22 protein-coding genes are annotated in these 25,029 nt (G+C 39.7%); 9 read left to right on the forward strand and 13 right to left on the reverse strand.

The window, feature by feature from the left end; translation table 11 throughout:
* Positions 1-8 precede the first annotated feature (8 nt).
* From ACLI09_RS01710 to ACLI09_RS01730, 5 genes are all read right to left on the reverse strand, one after another.
* Positions 9-1,283, reverse strand: coding sequence for a relaxase/mobilization nuclease domain-containing protein (locus tag ACLI09_RS01710; RefSeq protein WP_411417849.1), 1,275 nt, complete (start codon positions 1,281-1,283; stop codon positions 9-11).
* On the reverse strand, positions 1,271-1,654 hold the full coding sequence (locus ACLI09_RS01715) for a plasmid mobilization protein (protein WP_411417850.1): 384 nt from the start codon (positions 1,652-1,654) through the stop codon (positions 1,271-1,273). Before ACLI09_RS01715 ends, ACLI09_RS01710 begins: the two co-directional genes overlap by 13 nt.
* Before the next feature lie 203 nt (positions 1,655-1,857).
* Positions 1,858-2,760 carry a hypothetical protein gene (locus tag ACLI09_RS01720; RefSeq protein ID WP_411417851.1) on the reverse strand — a complete coding sequence of 301 codons (903 nt, stop codon included), beginning with the start codon at positions 2,758-2,760 and terminating at the stop codon, positions 1,858-1,860.
* 2 nt (positions 2,761-2,762) lie between these two features.
* Complete coding sequence (locus ACLI09_RS01725) at positions 2,763-3,845, reverse strand: AAA family ATPase (RefSeq protein ID WP_411417852.1); 1,083 nt, start codon at positions 3,843-3,845, stop codon at positions 2,763-2,765.
* On the reverse strand, positions 3,835-4,917 hold the full coding sequence (locus tag ACLI09_RS01730; RefSeq protein WP_411417853.1) for a DUF262 domain-containing protein: 1,083 nt from the start codon (positions 4,915-4,917) through the stop codon (positions 3,835-3,837). Before ACLI09_RS01730 ends, ACLI09_RS01725 begins: the two co-directional genes overlap by 11 nt.
* A 524-nt stretch (positions 4,918-5,441) precedes the next feature.
* On the opposite strand from ACLI09_RS01730, the gene ACLI09_RS01735 reads away from it, so the two are divergent.
* The 4 genes from ACLI09_RS01735 (at position 5,442) to ACLI09_RS01750 (ending at position 8,128) form a co-directional block, all read left to right on the forward strand.
* Positions 5,442-5,729: a hypothetical protein gene (locus ACLI09_RS01735; protein ID WP_411417854.1), complete on the forward strand. Its 288-nt coding sequence runs from the start codon at positions 5,442-5,444 to the stop codon at positions 5,727-5,729.
* Positions 5,730-5,875: 146 nt separating this feature from the next.
* Positions 5,876-7,390 carry a MauE/DoxX family redox-associated membrane protein gene (locus tag ACLI09_RS01740; protein WP_411417855.1) on the forward strand — a complete coding sequence of 505 codons (1,515 nt, stop codon included), beginning with the start codon at positions 5,876-5,878 and terminating at the stop codon, positions 7,388-7,390.
* Between the two features lie 69 nt (positions 7,391-7,459).
* A complete protein-coding gene (locus ACLI09_RS01745) occupies positions 7,460-7,741 on the forward strand; it encodes a hypothetical protein (protein ID WP_411417856.1) in 282 nt (93 codons plus the stop codon).
* 105 nt (positions 7,742-7,846) lie between these two features.
* Entirely contained in the window at positions 7,847-8,128 is a 282-nt protein-coding gene (locus tag ACLI09_RS01750; protein WP_411417857.1) for a hypothetical protein, read from the forward strand.
* Positions 8,129-8,171: 43 nt separating this feature from the next.
* Here ACLI09_RS01750 and ACLI09_RS01755 read toward each other — a convergent pair whose 3' ends face one another.
* From ACLI09_RS01755 to ACLI09_RS01765, 3 genes are all read right to left on the reverse strand, one after another.
* Positions 8,172-10,688: a prolyl oligopeptidase family serine peptidase gene (locus tag ACLI09_RS01755; protein ID WP_411417858.1), complete on the reverse strand. Its 2,517-nt coding sequence runs from the start codon at positions 10,686-10,688 to the stop codon at positions 8,172-8,174.
* An 85-nt stretch (positions 10,689-10,773) separates the two neighbouring features.
* The gene (locus ACLI09_RS01760) at positions 10,774-12,168 is read right to left on the reverse strand and encodes a RagB/SusD family nutrient uptake outer membrane protein (RefSeq protein WP_411417859.1); all 1,395 of its coding nucleotides are present in this window, start codon (positions 12,166-12,168) and stop codon (positions 10,774-10,776) included.
* Positions 12,169-12,177: 9 nt separating this feature from the next.
* On the reverse strand, positions 12,178-15,195 hold the full coding sequence (locus ACLI09_RS01765; RefSeq protein ID WP_411417860.1) for a SusC/RagA family TonB-linked outer membrane protein: 3,018 nt from the start codon (positions 15,193-15,195) through the stop codon (positions 12,178-12,180).
* Positions 15,196-15,807: 612 nt separating this feature from the next.
* Here ACLI09_RS01765 and ACLI09_RS01770 point away from each other — a divergent pair.
* Together ACLI09_RS01770 and ACLI09_RS01775 are read left to right on the forward strand one after the other, a co-directional pair.
* Positions 15,808-16,125 (forward strand): hypothetical protein, encoded by a 318-nt coding sequence (locus tag ACLI09_RS01770; RefSeq protein WP_411417861.1) that lies wholly within the window; start codon positions 15,808-15,810, stop codon positions 16,123-16,125.
* 68 nt (positions 16,126-16,193) lie between these two features.
* Positions 16,194-16,430, forward strand: a complete 237-nt coding sequence (locus ACLI09_RS01775) for a hypothetical protein (RefSeq protein ID WP_411417862.1) — start codon at positions 16,194-16,196, stop codon at positions 16,428-16,430.
* Positions 16,431-16,488: 58 nt separating this feature from the next.
* Here the strand turns inward: ACLI09_RS01775 and ACLI09_RS01780 are convergent, their stop codons facing one another.
* From ACLI09_RS01780 to ACLI09_RS01795, 4 genes are read right to left on the reverse strand one after another with little or no spacing between them, the layout of a single operon-like run.
* The gene (locus ACLI09_RS01780; protein ID WP_411417863.1) at positions 16,489-18,327 is read right to left on the reverse strand and encodes a class I SAM-dependent DNA methyltransferase; all 1,839 of its coding nucleotides are present in this window, start codon (positions 18,325-18,327) and stop codon (positions 16,489-16,491) included.
* A complete protein-coding gene (locus ACLI09_RS01785) occupies positions 18,327-18,923 on the reverse strand; it encodes an HNH endonuclease (protein WP_411417864.1) in 597 nt (198 codons plus the stop codon). The genes ACLI09_RS01780 and ACLI09_RS01785 overlap by 1 nt, the downstream gene beginning before the upstream one ends.
* A complete protein-coding gene (locus ACLI09_RS01790; RefSeq protein ID WP_411417865.1) occupies positions 18,923-19,570 on the reverse strand; it encodes a hypothetical protein in 648 nt (215 codons plus the stop codon). Before ACLI09_RS01790 ends, ACLI09_RS01785 begins: the two co-directional genes overlap by 1 nt.
* Positions 19,567-22,080: an ATP-binding protein gene (locus tag ACLI09_RS01795; protein ID WP_411417866.1), complete on the reverse strand. Its 2,514-nt coding sequence runs from the start codon at positions 22,078-22,080 to the stop codon at positions 19,567-19,569. The genes ACLI09_RS01790 and ACLI09_RS01795 overlap by 4 nt, the downstream gene beginning before the upstream one ends.
* A gap of 210 nt (positions 22,081-22,290) precedes the next feature.
* Here ACLI09_RS01795 and ACLI09_RS01800 point away from each other — a divergent pair, with 210 nt between their 5' ends.
* The 3 genes from ACLI09_RS01800 (at position 22,291) to ACLI09_RS01810 (ending at position 23,290) form a co-directional block, all read left to right on the forward strand.
* On the forward strand, positions 22,291-22,464 hold the full coding sequence (locus tag ACLI09_RS01800) for a hypothetical protein (RefSeq protein WP_411417867.1): 174 nt from the start codon (positions 22,291-22,293) through the stop codon (positions 22,462-22,464).
* A gap of 62 nt (positions 22,465-22,526) precedes the next feature.
* Positions 22,527-22,751 carry a hypothetical protein gene (locus ACLI09_RS01805; RefSeq protein WP_411417868.1) on the forward strand — a complete coding sequence of 75 codons (225 nt, stop codon included), beginning with the start codon at positions 22,527-22,529 and terminating at the stop codon, positions 22,749-22,751.
* An 11-nt stretch (positions 22,752-22,762) separates the two neighbouring features.
* Positions 22,763-23,290, forward strand: coding sequence for a hypothetical protein (locus ACLI09_RS01810; RefSeq protein ID WP_411417869.1), 528 nt, complete (start codon positions 22,763-22,765; stop codon positions 23,288-23,290).
* 11 nt (positions 23,291-23,301) lie between these two features.
* Here ACLI09_RS01810 and ACLI09_RS01815 read toward each other — a convergent pair whose 3' ends face one another.
* Complete coding sequence (locus ACLI09_RS01815; RefSeq protein WP_411417870.1) at positions 23,302-24,963, reverse strand: helix-turn-helix domain-containing protein; 1,662 nt, start codon at positions 24,961-24,963, stop codon at positions 23,302-23,304.
* Between the last annotated feature and the right edge of the window lie 66 nt (positions 24,964-25,029).

Genomic DNA, 25,029 nt, shown 5'->3' on the forward strand with positions numbered 1-25,029 from the left:
TCCTTCATTTAGCTGTTTCCCTGCTGCCCCCTTCGTTTCCTCCGCTTTTTACGCGTCAGGTTTTTTGGTATATAATCCCCACCAAATTCTTCTCTGGTTAGCGTATCCAATATCGAACTGATCTGCTGTATTAACTGTGCAGCACCAGTATTGCCGGTTGAAACACCAGTCGCAATAGCATCCAGTTTTTCCCTTACTTTACCCTGTTCACGAACCCGTAAAGGATTCGAGGGAGGTACATCAGGGAAGCGGTTCAGCATTTCTTTGGCGCTGTAGGCTTTTCCCAGATCGCTCCCGTTAAGCACAGCGCCACTTTGGTGATCTATATACGTTATCCCGTACAGGCGGCCCTCATCGCTCTGCCGCTTTACCAAGGTTATCCCCTGTGCTGCAAGCCCCGATACCATCTCCTCGAACCGTAAAGGTTTCCCATCCGTGCGTAACCTGTCAATTGTATTTTTCACACGTGCTTTGTGCTGTCCAAGTGTAATTGCATTCTTTGCAAACTTTACCTCGAGCCTTGCCAGTGTAGGGCGGGTATGGAACAAGCTCGCTTTAACCGGAACACCCACTGCTTCCCCCTTATCGTCCACAATGTGGTACAGCAGGCCGTGATGTCGGTTCACACGGGAGCCTTCAGCACCACTATCTGCCCTGATGTTGTAAATGCCCAGTACAGCATTAAGGCCTGCCAGGGAGGTGTATTTATATTTGCTGAGCACCGCGTCAAGCACATTCTGTATAGCGTTACGGGTTTCGGACTTCCCGTATTCTGCAGGGCGCGTCCCTGCCTTCTCGATAATTGCCCGCCTGCCTTGTGCACGTATAAGACCAAATGCTTCTTCGAGCTTTTTCCTTGCCGGCTCGGACTTGCGTATTGCCAGATGGTGCAGGTCAATCCTGCTGCCATCCTGCCGGATATTGGTAGTAACCAGATGCAGGTGGGGATGCCCCGCATCAAAGTGGCGGTACACCAGGTAAGGCTGTTCCCCAAAACCAATTTCCTGCATGTAAGCACCAGCAATCTCAGTCATTTTATCATTGCCCAAGTCCTTTTCCGACGGGTCAAAATTCAACGAGATATGCAGGCTGTTCCGGCTAACGTTTGTATTCAGTTGCATTTGCCTAAGCAAGTACCCCTGCTTCATAGTGAAATTTAGCCTATTGGCATCGACGGGATAGTTTCCGGCATAAAGGCAGATTGCCTTTTGCTGGGTGACCTTATTTTCATTGTAGTTCAGCATCCGGTTAATCGAACTACCCACCTTTATTATCGCAACCATCGATTGGAAAGTTGCTGCATTATTTCTTTAACCTTGTCAATTTTTAGGAGTACAGCTTCAGCCTGTCCCTTGAATTGCAATCCCCACAACCGTTGTTCAGGGGGCTGAAGGGTATGCATTTTTTTGGTAACTTGGTTAAGATTATTTCCAATGGATTCGAGCTCTCGATTAAGAGCGGCCAGCTGTTGTATCAGATCATCCTGAGATTTGTTCCGATAAAAAGCAACCACAGGCCGATTGAATAATATAATACGTGCATATTGGCTAAGATTTCGGCAAGTAGTTTTACTGAATTTGCCATGCAATTCTTTGAGTTCATCCGGCGTGAGCCTGAGATGTAACCATTTTGTTTTATAGGTGCCTGCTTCCATTACATATCAATTACATTAACACTAATGTATTGACATTGTCACATAAAATCTATCTTAGGTAAATTTAACCTATGACTATGATTTATTGATCTTATGGATTGGAATTATTAAAGTTAGATTTAAATTCAATAAATAAAATTTTCAGAGCCTATTATATTTTTATTTTATGAAAGTAAAGAACTGGAATAGTTCTAATGAACTATTTATTCTAAATTTAAGTCATGACGACCTTTTGGATCTGCATTATCAATCCAATCACCTTCAAAATTGCATTCACCTTTGTGTCTACCTTTTCTGTCAAAAACCTCAAATGAAACTGTTTTTGTATCAATAGACAAATATGCTGTTACATTGCGTGCTTTAAATACTAATCGATGGTTGATTCTACTCAAATCGCCATTATAAACCCATCCATTTAGTTCTGCAATTCTCCTGCCTATCCAATTGGCAGATTTTACTCTTTCATTAGAATCAGCACTTGTTCTTATCTTGTTTAAATTTTCATCATTAACTATCTCTTTACTTATGTCTGCGAATCGAACAGGATTTTCTATGGCATTCCATTTTGCATCTAAACTGGAGGTTTCAAGTTTTTTTTCTCGAAGAAACTTCTCATGAATTGTAAAGTGGATCTTGTTACTTAAGTTAACTATTTGATCATTTATTATATTGTGGTTGTCTGCATTATCAATAAATTCATTAGTGACATTAAAAAAATTTTCATCAAAATCTATGAGAGTTCTAAAACTAATAACTGGCGCTTTGCGGTTTACTGCTCGTCGAAAAAATTCGGATTCTTTATTTTGCCACTTCACATATTGAATAGATTGATCGTCCTCGTCGTCGGAAATCTTTGTTAGATTATTTGCTATTATACTTTTGACGCGGGTAATACGCTCATCTTTCTTATGTCTGTCAAGATGATGATCAGAAAAAGAATTATCTGAAATTATCAATTTACCTTTATAATCGTCCGCCATAAAAATTTTCTGGACAGAGAATTTAGAAATCCTCTCACAAGTTATTATAAAATCATCAAGTAATGTTAAGAAGTTTTTAGAAGTTACTTCAGGCGCATATGAAAAATCATTTATATAAGCGTGCATCTCTATTCTATTAGCTGAGTTAATCTATTGTCCCACTCATCAAAGAAACCCTCAGGCCAACGCTCTAGGGTTCCTTCTTTTTGTATAGCAAAAGACAACTTTTTTAAATCTTTTCCAGTTGTAAAAAAATGTATCTGCGTTTTTATTGGATTAAGCTCTTTGTGTTTTACTGCAACACGAATTCCATTTAGTAAGTGATCACTGTGCGTTTCAGCTACAATTTGAAGACCACTTTCAGCGGCCAGTGCTAAAAGTTTACCCATTCGGGATTGGCCTTTTGGATGAAGATGTGCTTCTGGATTCTCGACTATAAGTAACGAGCCAGGTTCCGCTGTTAAAATTGCTACAATGACCGGTAGAGCGTAAGAAAATCCAAAACCAATATTTACGGGATTGAATCTTTTGTTAGGCTGATCTTTAAATGTATATTCCAAGTTAATTTTAGAAGTATCACTTCCATCAATTATAACTTTTGAACCGGTATAAATAATTTCGCTAACCCAATATGATATCAGATCATATACTCTTGTAACATTTCCTACTCTCACACCATCAAGTTTTACTTCGTCATTAATGGTTTCCAGAATTCTATTAGCTACAAATTCACCAGCATAGCCTACAGGGCTATGATGTCTAGTAATTGTTGGCCTTTCATAGCTGGGTCTTGGGCCTATACGTTCTGCATTAAGATATTGGAATGTAGAGGCAAATAATGAACTGTCATAGATATTCCCATTTTTTTCTGAAACTAGTGTTGTCAGAGTATTGGTTTTTCCTTTAGCTTCTATCGACCACTTAGCATTATTTTCCTGTTCATCAGTTAAAGTGAATGAAACAGATGTGTCGATAGCATCAGCCGCTAACATATCGTCTGGACTAATCAAATTAGCCAGTACATCGTCTATTATCAATCTTCCATGATTTTGCAAGTCACCTCTATCAAAACTTTGTCGAAGTATTAATAAAGACTGTACTACGGATGACTTACCCATTCCATTGATACCTGTAAGGAGAGTTAGTGGAAATAACTCAATGTGCTCATTTAGAAAGCGCTTGAATTGATATAAATATAAATCAGTAAGCATTTAGTGTATGTTGTATTAAATAACTTATATGTTGAAACCTTATCTGTACCGCTCTTCTTCCTGAAGTACTGGAAGTAAATGACCTATTAAATTCCAAATCTTGTAATAACATTAAAAAGTCAGGTATTATTAAATTTTTGGAGTTAACAATTTTATCCAGTTCATTCTCCGATAGACGTGCTAAATTTACCGCCCAAGTTTCAAAAAGAGCAATATTTATATTATTGCCCTCGCGATGGCCGTTTCTGTTCAAATAATAAAATGCATTTTCGTTAAACAATCTATTACATGCCCACATGCTATTAGCGAAACGATACTTTATATCCTGAAGTTCAGCTGGATCTGTTCTATAGATTTCTTCCATTGCAAAATCTAAAAATTTTTCCATGGGAGGAGCATAATCGTCAAGAAATTTATAAAATGCAAAGAAGCGCAGGACAGCCTCTTTATTTTTCATTTTCTTTTCCGAAAATTTGTTTTGTGTAGCCCTCAAAAACTCATTAAGAGTAGAAAGCGTATCCAAATAATCGGCTGGTACTCCTCGATAGTACGCATTCCTGATTTCCTGGCGGCTTAGAGAACTGCCGCCAGTATTTATGCGTTGGAATATATTAAGTTTTACTTTGTCAGGGGTGCCTGGATTGATGACGTAAGCCTGAATCTGAGATTGTTGGATAACTCTTTGGTATTGGAATGGGAGCTCACTAAAATTATAGCCTTCAAGATCCTTGAGATATTCAAGATCGTGAAGAGTAAAATCATTATGGACAATGAAACCATGCAGAGTAGTCAGACGATGTAGACCGTCGACAACTTTCCACGGTCGTTCACTTCCATCAAAATAAAATATTGGCAATGGGATGCGCATTATTAACGATTCGATTAATCTGCTTTTTTGGTTCTTACTCCAAGAGCCAATCTTTCGTTGATAATCTTTTTCACGCCATAGTTCAATTTCACCGTGGTAAATCATATCTACAATATAACCGACCGTAAATGTTTGCTGTCTGATGTCAACATCGCTCGGATCGTAAGGTAATTCATTATAGTATGGACGGTCGTTATAATTCATCAAATAATTTATATTCAGTGAGTAAAGTAAGTTGATTACTAAATAGGCATACTATTTATTCGCTTACTATTGCGTATTGACAAATATACTAAAGTTTGTAGTACTTAAGTTCACGTACACTTTAAACTTCTATGTAATTATTGATCTGTATTATAGATTCTAAAAAAGTATCTGACACTTTTTTTCCTCCCCCGAGTTCCGAGGAAGGGAGGCAAGATCCGGTTGTGTGATACAACCGTTCATCTTGCCGATTGCGACAGAGAGGCAATCTCCCTTGACAAGCCGTTATCTTTTAAAAGCAGCAATTGTTTAAGGCGTCCTTAGAAAGTGAATGCCGTGCAGGGCGAAAGGCATTCTTTTTCGACACTGCAAAAGAAAAATCCTGAAGACAGTGAAGGTTTTTTCTGCACGATTCTTTCAGCATTACAATCACATCAGACCAAGGGTAAATTATACCGAAGGTTTTTATGATGGGAAATGGCTAAATTAGTGATGTATATTGTTTAATCTAAATCCATTAATTTATGCTGACAACGAATGAAGCTGCCCAGGTATTTGATACAATACTAAGCAGCCCGGGAATGAATGATGCGGTGCGAATTGATCTGCGTATCTCAAGGAAAAATGTTTTGTTGCTCACCCATGTTCTGGAGCAGGGGCTCAATGAAAAACAAGAGAGTAAAATAGGATTATTTGCCTCGGCATCCGCAGATGCAAAGCAGGAACTAAAAGAATTGTCCGATGATTTTTTACAGAAAGCAGGGCTTATGGAGCTAAGCGAAAAGCTTAAGGCAATCGCTACTTCCAAATGACTTATGTGAGGGCTGCAATTTTGCAGCCTTTTACAATTAAAAAAAGCCTGTTTTTTACAATTTGCTGAGCGGTTTATGAAACTGCTATTGTATTGTCAGTAGGTAACTTAGCCATTATAAAGAATGTATAACCTTACTGGCAAATTATGAAAATCCCTTCCTGTTCCAAACGTTATGTAATAGCAGTTATAAGTTATCTCTACATCCTATTATTTGTATATGCTTCGGTCAGCAAACTGCTTGATTTTACGAACTTCAGGGTTCAGGTTGGCCAATCGCCCCTGGTAGGGGCATTGGCCGAGTATATCATCTGGCTTGTGCCGTTAACAGAGTTGGTAATTGCGGCACTACTGATGTTTCCGCGTAGCCAGTTAATGGGATTTTACCTGGCCCTGGGGCTAATGGCAATGTTTACGTCTTACATCTATCTTATTATAAATTTCAGTTCGGTCGTGCCGTGTTCCTGTGGCGGGATCCTGGAAAAAATGGGGTGGACTGAACACCTAATTTTTAATATTGTGTTTGTCTTAATGGCGGCACTCGCAATTATTTTGCTGTATAAAAAAGAGAAACCTCAAAGTAATAATGCGCGCCGCATCATAGGAAAATTACTTGCTGTAACACTTGCTTCAGCAGGCGCCATGGTTGGGCTATTCATTATATCAGAGAATATAATCCATTACAACAATAGTTTTATACGGCGGTTTACCCATTTCCCTGCTACGAAAGTGCACGAGCTTGATCTCAAATTCAATTCATTCTATATTGCCGGTATTGCCCAGGGTAAAGTCTACATAGGAAACCGCACCGCTAACCTTAATGTCGGGGAGATTGATTCATCATTGCAGTCCATCAGGCATTACAGGATTGGAATCGACAGGAAGGATTTACCGTTCCGCGCCTTAACAATAAATGTACAGCCCCCTTATTTTTATGCTACAGACGGAGCGGTGCCCTGTATTTTCCGTGGAAGGACCAGCGACTGGAAAGCACAATTAGTGAAGATGAATGATGAATATTTCACATTGGCAGTGCCTGTAGATTCTTCGGCTTTAGTTTTAAGAACCCAAAGGAGGGGTAATGCCGAGAGCGTGATAGGGCTTACATCTATTAAAAACCAAAATAAAACATTGCTCAATGAAAACTTTCTTGAAAAGCAAAAGGATGGATTATTTGATACGGACGGGCACCTGCTATACAGTCCAGCCTATAAAAAAATTGTCTATCTGTATGCCTACCGGAATGAATTCATCGTGTCTGAACCAAACCTTGACATCGTAAAACGGTTACATACGATCGATACGATTTCAAAGGCAAATGTTGATATCGTAAACATTGAAAAACATGGCGTAAAAAAACTCGGGCATATCCCATTAACCGTAAACCAAGGTTGCGCCGTCTATGACAACCTGCTTTTTGTACATTCCAGGATTCCCGGCCGCTATGAAGGCAGCAGGATGTGGCGTGAGGCCAGCATCATCGATATCTACGATCTTTCTGATAATTCGTATAGGCTGAGCTTTTATGTTTATAATGAAGACGGCAAAAAGCTGAGAGATTTTGTAGTCGAAAAATCGGCACTTTTTGGCTTGGTGGGTAATAGGATCGTCAAATACCAACTCGATTCGACCATTACCAAATACTACAGGCATAAGAGGTAATATCACCGGTAACAGGGGAAGGTCGAAAACCTGGAAAAGAGTAGACCACCAACTTAAATTTTTATTATTATGAGAACAAGAATTTTATCTTTTATCGCACCTGTTGCAGTTGCTGCACTGGGTTTTGGCGGGGCTCTAAGAAACAGCGCAGATGAAACAGCAGGAAAAAGACTAGCACCTGAATGGGGCTACAAACATGTCAGCGCGCCTGTAAATTGCCAGCAGGTGCAAATTTGTTCCAATTCAGGAAGCTTTGTGTGCAAATCGGACATTGACGGGTCAACTCTTTACCGCCTGGAGTCAACAAATCCGAACCAGTGTCCAAGCATATTAATGAGGAACACCCAGTAACCTCAACTGATCCCATAGGTAAAGCCTTTTTAATCTATCGGCCAATAGTCAGGGGAAGATCGAAAACCTGTAACAGAGTAGATCACCAACTTAATTTTGTAAATTATGAAAACCAAACTTTTTTCTATCGTTGCCCCTTTAGCGATTGCTGCCTTAGGTTTTGGCGGGGCTGTGCAAAACAATGCTGCCGAACAATCTGAAAGCAAAACAGCATCATTGCCGGGCTACAAGCATGTAAGCGCTCCGCAAAACTGCCAACAGGTGCAGGATTGTGCCAACACGGGTAACTTCGTGTGTAAATCTGACATCGACGGTTCAACACTTTACCGACTCGATTCTTCAAACCCGAATGTCTGTCCGAGCATTCTTATGCGCACTACGCCATAAGTAAATCATTAAGAGAATACCGCCACTACGGCGGTATTCATTTTTATCGTGGCATCATCCAGCCTTGTGCCGGTTCTCCTTTAAGGTAATGCCCAAACCACTGCTCAATGCGTTTTGATAAATCTTCCTGGTTGAGAGGTTCTAAAAGCATATGGGGTTCTGTCGGGTAAAGCAGCAAAGTATTTATTTTACCAAGCCTTCTTAATGCAAGATGAAATTCAATACTCTGATACGGATTGATTGTCTCATCCTGTAACCCTGCCCAGGACAGTAATGGCGTATTGACAGCATCCGCCCTGAGGACGGGAGAGTTATCAATATACGGCACGATATCTTCATAGGGTGATTTTCCCAGGCGCAACTGGTCCTGCTCATACCTCCAAAAATCGGCAGTCATTGTGTTCTTACCTATACTGAAATAGCCGCTGACCAAATCTGTCCATGCAGATCCCGAAACAGCAGCTGCAAAACGGTCAGTATTTGTGATTATAATTGCGGTTTCAAAACCGCCAAACGAATGCCCTATCAAACCAACCTTGTCAGCGGAAACGTGGCCGTGGGCAAGTACAGCATCGACAGCGGCATTAACTGACCCGGTTGCCGAATTTCCCGTATTACCGATCTCGTACCCGATATCAGGCAACAGCACAAAATAACCATTAGCGGTATAATTCGTTATATTAAAGCCCCCCTGTTCGAGATAGGAAGGATTGGTAAATTCGTGGACGTAGGGGGATTGCCTTTCATAAACCTGAACAATCATAGGGTACATTTTGGCAGACACAAAATTTGCGGGGTAATATAAGGCCGCACTAAGTGTCCTTCCGTTATAATTGAAGGAGATTTTTTCAGAACGGCCCCATAGATACTTCTCCTGTTGCGGGTTGCTCTTAAAAATGGTTTTCCTTTTACCTCCCGGCATGGAAAGGTGCATGAGCTGCCTTGGAATATCGAAATCCTGTTCCATGTATATGTATTTATCAGCTATAGCTGCCTTGTACAGGTGTGAAGTTTTACTGAGGGGCTTAACCAGTGGAATCATCTTCCCGTCCCCGTTCAGCAAACTGTAGCCGATTACTTGGTTCTCAACATCAGTAACCTGAAGCATAAGCCCTTTTTCCAAGTCAACCGAACGCGCTATATTATTTGAGAATTCATAACCTGAAAGCTCTGGCTGGCCTTGCACAACGCGATAAGAATATCCTCTCTCACGCCCAAATGTTAGCCGCACCGGAACGCCATCTGAAGGTGAAATTTCCCATATATCAAACCTGTCATAAACCAACATCGCCCTGTCACCTTTAACCCAGCCAGCAGAACCGTAAAGTTCAGGGCTTGAAGGCTTGTTGTGGGCTTCATTAAATACTGGAAAAGGTATTTCTTTAGTTATATTTTTAGAGGTTCCGCTAAACAGGTTGTATAGCCACCAGTTGTGACCATCTGTATAGCTGATATAGCGGCCACCGGGCGAAGCAATAATGGACTGCAGGGTGACTGGATTCTCCGTCAGTATCTCACGCCTAACGCCGCTTGAAATATCAGTTACCCATATATTTTTACTTTCATGCTGTAAATGCAATGATGGCTTATTGCTGACAGTAGATGCTATAAGCTTATCTGCAGCGCCGTTCAGGGTTTCAAACTGATATTGGCTGTCGGTTAATTGTGCGGTATCATTCCTTTCCAAATCCCAGACGGCAATTTTGTTTTTTCGAGCCTGGTCACCATACCGCTGCCTGTTAGGGTATAGCTGCCGGTCCAGCGAATTCCATACCTGTACACCCCCCTCTTGCTTTACCATATCATTTTCAATAAGGTGAAAGAAAATCCGTTTTTGATCCCCTGAGATATATAAAGACCCGTATTCGCCTGATAACTTCATCCCACCCGCGCTGCCCGTTATTCCGGGATAACTTTTCAACAGCTTGCTTTTTGTATTATAGCTATATAAAACCGCGGCAGGCCCCAGGGATGTAAAGGCAATCGTTTCTTTTTTCCAAACCGGATGTGAAAACCCTGCCGAAGGTCCGGATATAAGCAACTCATTTGTCAGCCTGCCCGTTAAAGCGGCTATGCACATCCTGGAGACATGACCATCATTCGAACAGTAAACCATCTTATCCGTGGAATCGTTAAATCCTACAGCGGTGACTTTCCCAAATTCCCGTAACGGCAAACCAAGGCTGTTATATATAGTCAGTGTTTCGCCACCGTCATTGATACTATGAAATACAGCCATATTCCCGTCCGCAATTATGCGATACCTGGCAACACCTGCAATTGCCTTAGCCGTTCCGGTTTTTAAATCCTGAATAATCAATTTGTCTGCAACGAGGCACAAAAAGGCAGAATCGCCATTAAAATAACCTTCTCGGCCACTCGGAAAGGAATATGCAGGACTGCCTTTCTCATGCCTGACAAAAAGGGTGTCCATTCCCGACTCATACTGTATGGCATAGCTTGCCCAGTTTCCCTTAGGAGAAATCTTTTGCGGCCATAATGTTCCAAATTGAGGGTACTGTGCAGGCGTAAGGGGAATTTTGATGTTACCCTGCCCCATTACGGGACAGGTAACTAACATCAAATATAATCCATACAACCTATGGAAAGACCTTATAATCCTGTTTGCTGTGCTGTTTGGCCGATTAGTATCCATCATTTTGCGGCAATAGATTTTCGTTAAGCATAAGTTCGGATTCGGGCAGTGGCAAATTTCGGTCTGTGGCCTGCCATCCAGGTTTCACCAAGGAGAGTGTTTCATCCAGCTTGCCACGCCTTTTGAGGTCAAAGAACCTGTGACCATACTCTGTAAATAGTTCAAGCCTCCTTTCCAGCAGGATTGCATTCAGGATTGTTTCCGCAGTCGGGGGAGTGATAGCTGCAAGCCCGGCATTATTTCGGATGCTATTCAGGTCTTCTACGGCTCCTATCAATTCTCCCTGTTGTGCCCTTGCTTCAGCCCTTATAAGGTACATTTCCGATATTCTCATTACGATGGAATGCTCCAGAGAGTTGCCCGAGTTGCCCACCGCATCATATTTTGAAGCATGATACCAAATATTGCTGTCCTGTGCCACTTCGGTTACCCAATAGGTTTTGCGCAGGTCACCTTCAGGGAAAGCGTCGTAAAGCTCTTGTGAAAGGGCTGCTAAGGGCGGAGGCCCAAAAGTAAATGAGAAGGTTGCCGCTTCTAAGGTGTTGTCGCCAGCCTTCTCGGGAGCCAACTGCCAAATTGTGGAAGCAGCTTCCTTAAGGAAAGTATCCTCTATAGCCGTCAATTGATAAAGATCGTCCCTGTTTAAAACCGCAGAAGCGAGATCTGCTGCCTGCGGCCAATCCCCGCTATAGAGGCATACCCTGGCCAGAAGCGCCTGGGCAGCCGCTTTATTCGGCCTTATCCTTAAAGGGCTTATGTAATTTTCAGGAAGCAGGGAAATCGCTTCGGTAAGGTCCGATTTCAGGTGGTCATATAACTGATCTTGGTTCGACTTTTGTACCTGCCTGTTACTATTAAAATCGGCCGATGTAACATAGGGAACATCCCCGAAGGTGTTCGCCAGATAGAAGTGAACAAGAGCCCGTATAAATAGTGCTTCCCCACGCAAGAGTCCTTTTTCTGATGCACTTAGTGAAGAGGAAGAGGAGACGCCCCCGATGACTGCATTGGCAGCATATACCTGATTATAGGAACTATTCCACAACTCGGATATTTCATATGAAGAGGGCAGCACTGTGTTGTTGTAAAAAGAGGGATCTCCGCCATACATCACGAGTTCGTCGCTATACAACCCCAGCTGTTGCGAAACACCGGTCGCGTAGCCCGTAAGAAGCCCGCGGTCCCTGATTTTTGCGTAGATGTCCATAAGGGCGGCAGTGGCTGTTGCATTACTCTCATATACTGCCGGGGCAGCCAATTGCGAAGACGGCAGGTCAACTTCGGTAAAGCTGTCGCATGCCACGGTGCTGCACAGAAGCAAAATTAAAGCCGGCAACCTGAGGACCCTGCTGCCATATCTGTAAAAATTTATTATGGTATTCATATTTTCCGTTTAAAAAGTGAATGTCAGATTTGTTGTAAACATCTTAAGTGGCGGAAGCACGCCTGCCACTTTGAATTCCGGGTCGGCCCCTTTATAAGACGTGAAAGTCAGCAGGTTCTGTGCCTGTACGCTGACCCTGCATTTCGCGTTCCCTGTCCATTGTTGCGGTATGTCATAGCTTAAGGAGATATTCTTTAGCCGGATGTAACTGGCATCGCTGATACCAGCATCGCTTTGCATGTACCGTGTATTGGCAATGAGTGCCGGAAAGTTTGCCCCGCTGCTAAATTGTTGGTAGGGTGACTGGTCACCCGGATTTTGCCAACGCTCCAGCACATCTACGGGCTGGTTAACCATTGTTCCAGGCATCATGCCTGAAAAAGACTGATTAAAATTCTCCTGCTTAACGAACTGTAAAAGAAAGTCAAGGCGGACAGGCCCAAGCACAAATTCATTTTGAAAACCCCCAAAAAAGTCGGGGTTCAGGTCTATTGATTTCTGTTTGTCCCCGCCACTGCTTATTATCCCGTCGCCATCGACGTCCTCGAACTGGTAAATTCCTGTTTGTGGGTCAACGCCGGTAAAGTGGTATGCCTTGACGATATTGAGGGGTTTTCCGATTTCATACTGGTATTTGTAAGGAGAACCCTGAAGTCCCGGGAATGAGAGAAGTTTATTGCGGAGCCTGCTGAAGTTAATCGAGGAGGACCACCTGAATCCTTTTGCTTTTATGATGTCAGCCATCAGCGTAATTTCAACCCCCTTATTTTCCACAGTTGCATCAAGGTTAGCCTGTATCTCGGTAAACCCGGTAGTGCCCGGCAGCGGTATGCCTACAAGCTGGCTTGATGACCTGTTCCTGAACCAGGAAAAAGCCAAGTTCAGCCGGTCGTTGAAGAAGCCGGTTTCAGCGGCGATCTCAAGTTTTTTATTGTTTTCCCATCCAAAATCAGGGTTGAAAAGACGTGAAGGCTGCAAGCCGCTTACCCCGCCATAGTGGGAACCTGACGAAGAATAGGTGTTCAGGTACTGGTAATCGCCAATCTGGTCATTCCCGGTTATACCGTAACTTGCACGGAGCTTCCCTAAACTGAGGAATGGGAGATTCTCCCTGATCCACTGTTCGCTGCTGAAAAGCCATGCACCGCCAATTGCGCCAAAGTTGGCGAACCTGTTATCGGGGCCAAAGCGGCTCGATCCGTCCCTGCGGCCTGTCAGGTTCAGGAAATAGCGCTTCCCGAAGTTGATATTGATTCTTCCAAACAGCGCCTGATACTTATACACTGAACTGAAACCGTCCATTACAGCATAGGTATTTGCAGCAGCAGGATCGCCTATAAGGCTGTTACTTGAAAAACCATAACCCCTTTGTACCAGTTTATTGTCGTCCCTTTTTTGGTATGTTGTCCCAACGAGGACTTCGAAACCAAACTTCTCAAGGTCTTTCCTATAGCTAAGCTGAGGCTCAATGATCCATGAACTCCTATCAACCCTGTTGACGTATACTGAAGATATTTCGCTGCCGTATCCATAACTGGGATTGTACATCGATGAAGGGAGCGTCTGCTTTTCCGTATGCCGTAAATCCGTATAGCCTGCAGCCACTTTGGCCTGGAATCCCTCCAGGATATCATACATAATGACTGTATTTGCAATAAGGTCATACGTATTCGCTGTAAAATCACCTTCGAGGCTAGCTAACGGATTAGTAAAGGTGTTGTTTTCCCAGTTGAGATGGCCACCGGCATCGTACAGATCCGGTGCATTGGGGGCCAGTTTAATTGCCTCGCGGGTAAAGTCCACGGGCGGAAGATAATTGTCCTGAAAGGTATAACTCGCCGAGAAGTTGACCTTGAGCCTGTCATTAGCCCCGCCCTGGCTTATGTTCGCCAGTACATTTGCCTTATTATACCGGAAATCACCGGGGAATACTGTTGTCTCCTTATTGTAGTTCCCACTAAGGAGAAAACGGGTCTGTTCATTGCCTCCCGACAGTGAGCCCTGGGCTGTTGTAAAGGATGCTGTACCGCCTGTCAGCTCCTTTTGCCAATCCGTATAGCGGTCCTGGTTCCAGGCTCCGTTGACATCATATGCATCAGCGGGATATTCCGTTACGCCATCATTGGCATACGCCTCACGGCGCATTTCGAGGTACTGTTGGGTATTCATAAGGTCCAAAAAACGGGTTACCCGTCCAAAACCACTGCTAAGGCTTCCCGTGAAGCTTGTCTTTCCGGTCTTGCCTTTTTTAGTAGTTACCAATACTACGCCATTAGCCCCACGTGAGCCATAGATTGCGGTGGCATCAGCATCCTTAAGTACCTCGATGCTTGCAATATCAGATGGATTAATGCTATTGAGCGGACTTGTGGGCAAAGGCGTTGTCGAGGAGGTATATGAGCTGCCGATGGGCGCGGGATCGTATGGCACGCCGTCGATTATAAAAAGGGGATAATTGCCGTCAGGCCTCAAGCTGTTTTGCCCGCGGATAACGATATCAAACCCACCCCCGGGAACGCCGGTAGTCTGTGTCACGTTCACCCCTGCCATCCTGCCCTGCATCGTAGCCAGGGCGTTGGTGACTGGCTGGTGCTCAATATCTTTTGTTGTTATCCTTGCGATACTTCCCGTGCGTTCTTTGTCTTTTACGCTGTAATAGCCCGCATTGATAACGACTTCCTCAAGCTGCGCAGTGTCTTCAAGAAGCAGTATGTCAATAGTGTTTCCGGCGACTACCTGCCGATGGTTTTTATAACCGGTAAAGGAAAACACAAGGGTGTCACCGATTGCAGCGACAATTGAGTATTTACCCCTGTCATCTGAAATAGTGCCCTGGCCCTTGGTGGTATTATAGATTGAGACGCCAGGCAGTGGCCCCGTGTTATCCGAGACTGTGCCCGAAGCGGCTGACTGCCAAAATGCTGCATGACGGGGGGCATATCTGTTGTGGGCATCCATGTGGGTGCACCACAGCAATAGCCCGAAAATAAAGGCAAAGCAGCCCTTATCCAATGAAATTATTTTCATAATTTTGAATTGTTAAATGAAACGAAAGTCTAGTTTAATCCGCCTTCTGCTGGCACCGCCAAGTAACAGCAGAGGGTTTTTTTGTGTTTGGTCTATAGGTATCTCATCAGCAAAAATGGTTTTGGGGTTAATGATTAGTTAGTTACGTTTATCAGAATGTTACCAAAGACTGCTTTGGGCATTCAGGGCAGGAGTGCATGCCGCCTCACAAGGGATGGGGCGGAAAGGAAGAAACAATAAGGTATTCTTACATGCATCCATAAAGGTTAAGAACCATGAGATACCGCACAGAAACAAAAGCTAAGAATAAAGATGAGAAAAAATAATACACTCCTTAAAAAGGAGGCGTGGGTTTAAACTCATCCTATTGCCTTAGAGGTACTGGTATACCATGGAACAATAAGTGAGCCCACGCCGTATGGCGTGAGCATTTACACTTATCTTCTCGTTCCTAATAAAAGTACCAGTTTTCTAAGGCGAGATTCAAAGCGAATGCTTCATTTTATTTGAAGTATCGCAAATATATGTATTTGATAACAAATATAGAATATTATTCCGAATTGCACACTATCGTGTGCAGAAAAATTATCAATATTCTATTCTTTTGTCCTAATGGCTCTAAAAAATAATAATAGCAACCAAACTAAAGATACTAAGAAAACAAAAGTTTTCTTAGTTGATAGACACGTATGCAATTTTATTAGAGATGAATGGATGAAAGACTTAGAGTCTTTTAGAAAATGGGGAAAGCAACATGGTGTACACGAAGCAATCGCCCGTAAAATTAATGAGAATGAAGGATATAATATTCCAGTATCTACCCTCAATACAATATGTTTTTACAGACAACTAAAACTTTCTGATTTTTTTAGCTTAGTAGAAAAAAAATATGGATCGGCTGAAGATAAGCATTATTATACAGACAAATAAAAGCTGGTTTTTTGCAATTTACATTTAGGCTAAAAGCGTTAATTTTAGGTTTTATAAAGTACCGCATCATGGAATTAATTTCAGTTTTAGTCCTTGGAATACTCATGCTTCTTATGGGAATAATACTGAAATATATAATAGGTAAGAGAAGGTTTCGCCGTCGTACTCTTGGAAATATGGAAGTATTTAAGAATTACAACAGTTCTCTTTATATTCCTTTTTTTGAAAAAATAGTCGTATTGTTTTCTTGGCTTTTCATGTTGGGAGGCGTATTTCTCATTGGATTGTGGTATTTTGGAATATAAAGGAAAAACTGCCTGGATTTGAACTCATAGCAAAAAATTTAAGACGCCCTAAGGCGCCTTAAATTGAGACTTTGTAATAATCTTCTAAAAATTCATCTACAACATTTTTATCTGATTCTTGAAGCATGAAATCAATCTCATTTGTTGAAAATTCCGGGATACCAAAATTTTTAATATAAGTACCATTCAGTGAAAAGTAATTTGATGAATATGGTTTGCTTGAAGTTTGAATGTAAAACCAAAATATTCTGGATTCCATAATTTTTTTAATTAGCAACATCTCCTCCTCTGAATGTCCAATAACTGCCTGACCATTGTAAAACATAAGATTATTGTCAGTGCTTAGTAGATAACTAGGTGTTTGGTCAGAATACTTCGGAAAAAATAATTTATTTCCCACTTTTTCTAAAGACTGCGTTCTGCCGAAAGCAAACCATTCATCGTACTTACCCTTTCCTTTATCTCTTTTAGCTAATTCCAGCTTCTTTTTGGTTAAGTATTTGTAGGCATAGGGATATTGCTCCTTCAAATATCCTTCTCCCAAAACTTTAGGCTTTTCCTCATCAGTATAAGGAAAGATTACTTTTTCTATAGCATTGTTTAAATCAATATTTCTACTAAGTCTATTTGAATTTAAAATGTCACGACAAATACTTTTTTCAATTGGAAAAAGGCTTCCATTTTGTAAATAGAAAAAATCGTCGTCTTCGCCGACCGGATTAAAAATATACAAGTCATTTCTTAATGTCGCAATCCCATGCCTGGTTTTGTATAATTCTCCAAAAGGTTTTCCTGTAGATTCGATCCGCGATATAATTTCATTTTTATTTAAATTCCATCCTTTCTTTGCATCCAAATTTTGATAATTAATCCTTGTATACTGATTTATATTATTCGGAAACTCTTTTTCAGTAGACTTATAATATTCAATATAGGTCTGTTCTGTTTTTTCTAAAAAACAAATACAAGTGTAAGTACTTTTGGATTTAAATATCTGCAATGTACCAAAATCAATTATTTTAATTGAAGTGTTGTTATCTTCAAAATAACGCCTTAAAGCTCTTCCATTTAGACTTTTAAAAAAAGTGTTCATAGTTATGTATCCTAAAATTCCATTTTCCGTAAGAATCTCATAACCTATTTGAAAAAATGGAATGTAGAGGTCGGGATTTCCCGAATTACAAACTGACCAATTCTGTAAATTTTCTTTTATCGCGTCTTCTAAATTTCGTGCACACACATAAGGTGGATTTCCCACAATAATTTGAAATCCATCGAAATCTGTATAATGGTTTACCCAATTGAAGATTAGCGCATCTCCCTGATGTATGTTGAAATGAAAATCTTCGATTTCTTCCCCTTCAGTTATAGCTAATATACTTAATAATAGCTTACTTCTTGTAACTGAATACTCTTGTATATCCAAACCATAAATCTGGTTTTTAAAAATAAATTCGTAGGTGTTTCCAGTCCTGACTTTCAATTCTTTTGCAGCAGTAAATAAAAAACCGCTACAGCCACATGCAATATCAGCTATTTTCGCATGGGGAAGATTCATCCCTTCTTTGTTAAAAGCTTGCTCTACGATATATTCCCGAATTTGTGATGGAGTGTAAATGGCTCCATTTATAATTCTATCTGATGGAGAAATGACGAACTCGAATAATTCAATTAAATCTTCAATTTTAAATTCATTTTTTGTGCTGTTTATTATTTCAATGAAACCCAAAAGAGTTTCGTAATCATCTTCGTTTTGACGTATAAAATAGCTTAATAAAAATTTATTAATATTTACTTCTATGTTGTTTATATACAAAAATGCAGAAATAATAAGTCTATCCACAAACAATGGGTTTGAAGAGCATCTTTGACTTAAATATTTTGTTGCGTTTCTCATTATACAGTTCCTAGTTGCTTGACATAAGCTCTATATTTCAATAATAGATTTGTAATTCTTTTGTATAAAGCTATATCTTCCAATTTATTTAAGTTAGGTTCTAGCTGGTCAATTATAAAGTCCAATTGTTCCAGATTATAAATGATCTCATGTTGTGGTTTATCAAGCCTTAATTCTTTATAAATCCAATCTCCTAACTTAGTTACGGCTCTTATTTGACCATTAGGTAAGCGAATAAATTGACTGTCATATTCTATATCGCAAGGATCAATAAATCCTTTATCATCCCTATTTGGTATATTTTCATCATCAGTCGGCCATTTATTTCTTTTGGCATTGTTACAAGATTTACATGAGTACACTAAATTTGAATAATCCGTATCAGTTTTAATAGATAGAAATGGTTTTTTCTTCCTTATTCTTGGTATAAAGTGATCAATTTCAAATGAAGCGATTCTGTATATATGAATATCATTGCAGTATCCACATCTTTGTTTAAAATCTATAATTAAGTCAGGTCTGTGCGCACTATAGCTTGCCACGGCAGTAATTATATTTCTGCGAGCAGGTATTTTATCAGCTTCTCTAAAACTCATTACTTTTTATTTATTTTCTTTAACTCTTCTAGAATTTCTTTAGCTTCACTAACGAAATCATTGAGCTGGGTGATAGATTCTTTTTGAATTAGATTTGCAGGAATTTCTTTTCCGTCCGGATGCAGTTCATCATTCAGAATGTATAATTTAGTTAATTCCTCCTCTTCAGGAATCTCTAAACTTGAACTATTCCTTTTATCTACTAATTCACCAATTCTATTATTGGTGTCTTCAATCTTTTTATAATAATTTCTAATAGTAGAATTTATTTTAGATTTGAAAATTGTAAATTCATCACTATTCTTACCGTCTAAAATGTCTTTATTGTATATCAAATGAACATTCTCCATATGGTCTATGGCATCTGGTTCCCATGATGTTAACATTATAACTGGAAAATGGGGATGTTTAGATTTAATCGTATTAAATAACTTATCGCCATTAAAGTTTACATCTCCTTCTTCTTCTAATTTATAATCGGTAACTATGGCATCAACTTCATTTTCAAAACATTCTTCTAATATTGAATCAATTGTTGAGTCCTTATCAACTTTGATCATTATAAGTTCATATTCACTATTGAAATGACTATAAAAATTGCTTAAGGAAGTTTCCTGTTCATCGATATAAGCTAATCTGTATTTCATTTTCTTGTTTTAAAAGTTATTTTAAAAGCTAAACCTCTTCCCGGTTCTATCACTTTGATTCGAGAATTACTATACTCATTTATTATTGTTTGGACAATTGAAAGACCGAGCCCCGTGCCCGTAACATTACCATGTTGATCAACCTTACTCGACTCAAATAAATTAAATATTTGGTCTGGATTGTCTTTATATTTACTATCTAAACCTTTACCATTATCTGAAAAAAGAATTTCTATATTTTCATCTTTAGTTTCACAAGAAATAGAAATCTTCTTTTCACTTTCAATTGAGCCCTTTAAAGCATTCAGAGAGTTTGATAGTAAATTATTGAATATACAATCTAAATCAATTTCAAAAGCTCGAAGTATACTTTGGTTTGTAGGATCCTTAGTAAATTCAAAATTAATTTTTCGGTCATTCAAAGAGTTCTGCCAAATTGATTTAAATGTTTCAAAGTAGTCATTCAAATTAACATTTTTGCGTTCTCTCTTATCTCTTTTCAACGTATTCAATGAATAAACTAACCAATGTTGAAGCTTTAAATCTTCTTGTTTGATTAGATCCAACATATAATAAGGATTCTCATACTTATTCTTTCCTTCAAATAGCTTTCTGTCAATGTGTTTAGATAGCTCAATCTCTAAAAAATTTGTACGGGGGACCAACCTGTTTTTTAAATTATGTAATTCATGCGCAAAAGAAGATATTATTAAGCCCACACTTGCCAAACTACGTAACAATCTTATTTCATCATCTTTTTTATCATTTTCTTTCTCAAGTATTAAAAATGCATCAGCTAATTTTTTAGTGGATTCGGAATAACCATCGCTATCATTTGCGCCTGCTGAATTATTTTTGCTATTTGAATGATTGTTCTCTTGTTGTTTCTGAACTTTTTGAGCTTCCTCTTTTCCCTCTCTTAATTTTTGAGCTTCACGATTGTTTAATTTGTACAACTCTGATAAGTTGTACATAATATTATTTCTATCTTTCTCAAATAAGGAAATGATTTCTCTTAATAAATTTTTGAATAGCTCAAATTCATCATTTTCAATTAATCCTTCACGACCTGATTTATCTTGAAAACTCAAATTATGAATTCGAGAGATATTTATAGTTCCGGCAATTTGATTTGGTCTTATTCGGTAGCCGCCAAGTCTTTGACCAGCACCACCGGGACTTTGAGCTTGTCGTTCCCCTAATCTTAGCCAATCATCTCCATTTTCTCCGTACGGTCTGATTCTAAAATCATCTCTAAAGATTTTTATTCCACCAAACTTTTTTAACCATGATCTCCGGGCTGCACTATTAATGTTTTTATATGGATACTTCTTTAAATCTCCATCTTCCTTGTCATCAGCAATAGTATTTTTTAAAAAATAGAAGGTAAAATCGAATTTTCCAATTCTTTCGAGTAGCTCTTTGTCTACTTTGTCAGATGTCCATTTATCAATAGATAATTCAAACTCAATTTTATTTTTTTTAAAATCCTGTAGCCGAAAGGGAAAATTTTTCATTGTATCAAACGAAAAAACTTCCAAGTATTTGCTTTGTAAAGATTCAATATCTAATTCGTTTCGAAAAATTTCTACCTTTAATACCTTATTGTTATTTTCGTTATAAGTTGCTTTTAACTTGTAATCATAATCATCATAATAGGCACGTTTAACACTTCCAAACTCGTTTAAATTATTAAGTAAAAAGAAATTTATATTAAAATCATTCTGCTCTTCAGGAGGTAGCAACATTTCTAAATTACTAAACAACTTAGATAATTTCTCCTCATTCCAATCGTCATTGAGTTCAGTTATACCGATAATTGTGCCTGATTTTATATCCATATTTCCAATCGCTTGCGAAATTTTTGGATAATTAGAATATCTTGCTAATAATTCTTGTTTAAAATTAAAATTTTCACGAGTGGTCAAAATTGCTTCGACATCAGAGACTGTAGCACCTTGTCTGTCAAAATCTTTCCAATCAACTGTCCATTCAAAACCTCTACTTAGTTCATTTGGTACAGACACATTAGTCAAAACTTCATTTTGGTTAATATTGCTTATATTGTCTATTTCCTCATTCTCTACATTTAAAAAAGTTGGTAACGTGACCATTTCAGTTAGCATTCCTAATCTATTCAATGCAAAACGGCCGATACCTTTAGCTCCAGTTTTAACCCTGCCTCCTTCAGTTGTATGCTCATAAAGTTTATTATCCGTACCAATAGTCATCCATTGATTTTGAATAATGCTGTCATTCATCCCAATGCCGTTATCGATGACGTAAATAGAGCTATTTTCTTTGTCGAATTTATCGACTGTAATTTCGGTTTTATCTGGATTTTTAAGTATTTCGGTTTTAGTCTTAAAATCAAAAATTAAAATGCAATTTTTTGCATCTGCATCGAAAGTATTTTTTACAAGCTCAATAACAGCACCTTCTTCGGTTGAGAAGTTCTCTAAGCCTATAAGTTTAGCTGTCCTGGCTGAAACTTTAAATGGTATTTTCATTTATCTCCAATTATATAGTTATTGGGCTATGCTATATTAAATAATAATTTCTAAAATCAAAATGGTCAAATATGGATATTATTAAGGTATTACTATAGAGCCATTGTTTAAAAAATGATTTTAATCTATCTTGCGCAACAACAGTGCTTTTACAGACTTATTTTATATATTGCATATTTTGTAAAGGTATTGAAATAAACAAGAAAATCAATGAATGTAACCGATCTAACAAATGAAGATTTAAAACTTATTAAGGAATCACTAGAATACACTCGATTAAAATTTGAGAGCTATGAAAAGTATCCTTCTGTAGAGTTTAAAAATCAAAGAGTTAATGATGTAGTGGAAGTAATAAAAAAAATAGATTTACTTATTAATCAGTAAGTGTTGAATATATTATTTGGATTCCAATAATTTAAAAACTATTTGCAAACAATTTAAAAATTATGGAAGAGCTAATCATCGAAGATAAAAAGGACTATCTTACTAATAATTATCCTTTTGAAAATCCGCCCGCCCTTGAAGAAGAAATCGTGTGCCTACATTGCAACAGAATTTCCAAAGTGGGTGATTACAAAGTATATAAGGATGAGTGGGGAGACGAATACATCTGTTGCGCATATATGCCAGATTGCGATGGAACAGTGATTGATTGGATACCTTTAGGCTAGATTAAACCTATATGCGAGTCCTAATCTACAAGCGAACCCACAAGGGCGACCCGGACAGCAGGGGCATATTCGGCAACCAGGACTGTATGGGCAAGGTGCGAAATTGGGATTTTGATGCGGTCATTGGCATTGGCGGCAAAGCACCCTGGAGAAATGACAGTGATATAAGGTATAAGATTAACTGGATTGGCCTTGGGCCGCACAAGGTTGAATCTGCAGGGCGAGGCCCTGCTGTGGTATTCTCAAATTTCGCCCTGTTTGAAGAAACAGGTTTAAATATTGAAGAAAACTTCCCAAATTTGTTTGACTACATGTATGACAGCAGAAAAAGATTTGATATGTCCGAGATGCTTCCGGAAGATGTTTTCAAGGAGGTGAATAAAATCCTGGCTATTGCTACTGATTACCCACCTTCAGCCCATTTCAATGCCACTTACGTAAAGCGTGACCAGCATGACCATTTCACCACAAATTCATGCAGTGGGTGTTTTAATGCTACAAATTTTGAACTGGAAATCGACCAGGAGCGTACATGTTAAGAACGGTATGCTCAATCGTTGCTGTTGGTTTTCAATTTCTCGAATTCCTTAATAAAATACCCGGGTGAAATGCCAGCCCTCTTTTTAAAGGCCGTTGTAAAATGCTGTGTGGTACTGAAACCCGCCTCGTTTGCCAGTGTGGCATTCGTGTAACGTCGCAATACCGGCTCTGTTTTAAGGCGTTCCAGGAGATAATCTATTCTCAGGTCGTTTATATAGTTGGTAAACCCCTTCTTTTTGTTTGCTTTTATGATTTCCCGCAGGTATTTCTCATTCGTGTCAAAAGCTTCTGCCATCCTGGTGGCATTGATATCTTTCTTCAGGTAACCTTTTTTCCTTTCAAATTCTTCTACCTTTTTGGCTATATGTATTTCAATTACCGGATTAATGGTAAGTGCCTTGCCCTGAATGCCAACCGTTTTGCTTTCCGGTGCAGGCCTGTTTTCAAGCAATTCTTTAAAACGCTTCCTGTTGATCTTTCTCATCCTTACCTGCCAGTAGACCAGGCAGGCTAAGGCAACCGCCAGAATGCAAAAGGCAACTTTAAAAATAATACCCGAATATTGGCTGCGGGCAAGTTCAGACTGAATCTCCTGTTTCTCCGCCATGAGCTCCGCTGTGTCATATTCCTTATGAATCTTTTTTACAAGATATCGGAACTCTTTTCCAAGTACACTATCAGCCTTCAACAGTTGATTGACATACATCAGCTCTCTGTCTCGGGGCTTTATGTAATGGTAATATTTGATCAGGTATTCATAACTCTGGCGCAGGTCAGGCCTGAGGTATTGTTTTTCTGTAAAGATGCCGTCTACGGCCTTGAAACTCACAACGGCCTTTTCTTTTAAACCGCTTTCCCAATACGCCTTGCCCAGGAAAAAATGGGTTATTGCTTCATTGGGATAGTCTGCATCTTTCTCTATTAAAGGCAGTGCATAGCTGAGGCTATTTATGGCCTTTTCGTATTCTCCGCTCTTATAAAAAATCATACCTGCCGCGCTTTCGATGTAGGGAAGCATATCCTTTAGGCCCAGCCGGGCACTTTCATTGAGGGCCAGTTGGTTGGTTTGCGCCGCGAGGGCTATATTATCCGTAAGGATATAGCAAACTGTCATCCCGTGGAGTGATTTAAGATAGGGAAGGCTGTCCCCCTCCTGGAAATAACGGCTACAGTCCCTGAACAAGGCAATAGCTTCATCATAGTAGCCGAGATAGAATTTGATCTGGGCGATGCTGTACATTACCTTATGCCTTAGGTAGGGGTCGTGGGATTTCACGAGATATTTGTTAGCCCGGATATAATTATCAAGGGCAAGCTGGTGTTCATTGCGCTGGTAGTGCAGTATCCCTTTTGTGAGGTAAGAAGCGCCGATAAGGTCATCAATTTTGGCATCCTTAGCAGCCATGATCATGCTGTCGGCATATTGTAGCCGCTGGCCCTCGCTGCATTCATGCAGCATTTCCTTGTATGCGGCAACAATTTGCGGCTTATTTCCGGCCAACCTGGCAACCAGGAGGTATTTATTAAGGTAGGGCCACACCTTTGGAGTGCCCCTGTGGAGATCAATTTGCTGTAGCAAATCATCATATGGTATATTACTCAAATGGCCCTGCCCAATTAAGGTTACAGGCAGCAGAAAAAATAGGAGTACCCCCGCAATTTTTAATTTCATATAAAATAATTCTAGGCAGGGAAGCCTTGGGCTTTACCTGGCGTATATGGGAGACTGCATTACCAA

The organism is Flavobacterium sp. RHBU_24 (assembly GCF_046613695.1).
GTDB lineage: Bacteria > Bacteroidota > Bacteroidia > Flavobacteriales > Flavobacteriaceae > Flavobacterium.

Coding starts and splice junctions, on each gene's coding strand:
- ACLI09_RS01775 (WP_411417862.1), top strand. CDS start 16,194: ATGGAATTAATTTCAGTTTTAGTCCTTGGAATACTCATGCTTCTTATG.
- ACLI09_RS01805 (WP_411417868.1), top strand. CDS start 22,527: ATGGAAGAGCTAATCATCGAAGATAAAAAGGACTATCTTACTAATAAT.
- ACLI09_RS01760 (WP_411417859.1), bottom strand. CDS start 12,168: ATGAATACCATAATAAATTTTTACAGATATGGCAGCAGGGTCCTCAGG.
- ACLI09_RS01725 (WP_411417852.1), bottom strand. CDS start 3,845: ATGCTTACTGATTTATATTTATATCAATTCAAGCGCTTTCTAAATGAG.
- ACLI09_RS01755 (WP_411417858.1), bottom strand. CDS start 10,688: ATGGGGCAGGGTAACATCAAAATTCCCCTTACGCCTGCACAGTACCCT.
- ACLI09_RS01785 (WP_411417864.1), bottom strand. CDS start 18,923: ATGAGTTTTAGAGAAGCTGATAAAATACCTGCTCGCAGAAATATAATT.
- ACLI09_RS01770 (WP_411417861.1), top strand. CDS start 15,808: ATGGCTCTAAAAAATAATAATAGCAACCAAACTAAAGATACTAAGAAA.
- ACLI09_RS01715 (WP_411417850.1), bottom strand. CDS start 1,654: ATGGAAGCAGGCACCTATAAAACAAAATGGTTACATCTCAGGCTCACG.
- ACLI09_RS01800 (WP_411417867.1), top strand. CDS start 22,291: ATGAATGTAACCGATCTAACAAATGAAGATTTAAAACTTATTAAGGAA.
- ACLI09_RS01735 (WP_411417854.1), top strand. CDS start 5,442: ATGCTGACAACGAATGAAGCTGCCCAGGTATTTGATACAATACTAAGC.
- ACLI09_RS01795 (WP_411417866.1), bottom strand. CDS start 22,080: ATGAAAATACCATTTAAAGTTTCAGCCAGGACAGCTAAACTTATAGGC.
- ACLI09_RS01745 (WP_411417856.1), top strand. CDS start 7,460: ATGAGAACAAGAATTTTATCTTTTATCGCACCTGTTGCAGTTGCTGCA.
- ACLI09_RS01720 (WP_411417851.1), bottom strand. CDS start 2,760: ATGCACGCTTATATAAATGATTTTTCATATGCGCCTGAAGTAACTTCT.
- ACLI09_RS01740 (WP_411417855.1), top strand. CDS start 5,876: ATGAAAATCCCTTCCTGTTCCAAACGTTATGTAATAGCAGTTATAAGT.
- ACLI09_RS01790 (WP_411417865.1), bottom strand. CDS start 19,570: ATGAAATACAGATTAGCTTATATCGATGAACAGGAAACTTCCTTAAGC.
- ACLI09_RS01750 (WP_411417857.1), top strand. CDS start 7,847: ATGAAAACCAAACTTTTTTCTATCGTTGCCCCTTTAGCGATTGCTGCC.
- ACLI09_RS01710 (WP_411417849.1), bottom strand. CDS start 1,283: ATGGTTGCGATAATAAAGGTGGGTAGTTCGATTAACCGGATGCTGAAC.
- ACLI09_RS01765 (WP_411417860.1), bottom strand. CDS start 15,195: ATGAAAATAATTTCATTGGATAAGGGCTGCTTTGCCTTTATTTTCGGG.
- ACLI09_RS01815 (WP_411417870.1), bottom strand. CDS start 24,963: ATGAAATTAAAAATTGCGGGGGTACTCCTATTTTTTCTGCTGCCTGTA.
- ACLI09_RS01780 (WP_411417863.1), bottom strand. CDS start 18,327: ATGAGAAACGCAACAAAATATTTAAGTCAAAGATGCTCTTCAAACCCA.
- ACLI09_RS01810 (WP_411417869.1), top strand. CDS start 22,763: ATGCGAGTCCTAATCTACAAGCGAACCCACAAGGGCGACCCGGACAGC.
- ACLI09_RS01730 (WP_411417853.1), bottom strand. CDS start 4,917: ATGAATTATAACGACCGTCCATACTATAATGAATTACCTTACGATCCG.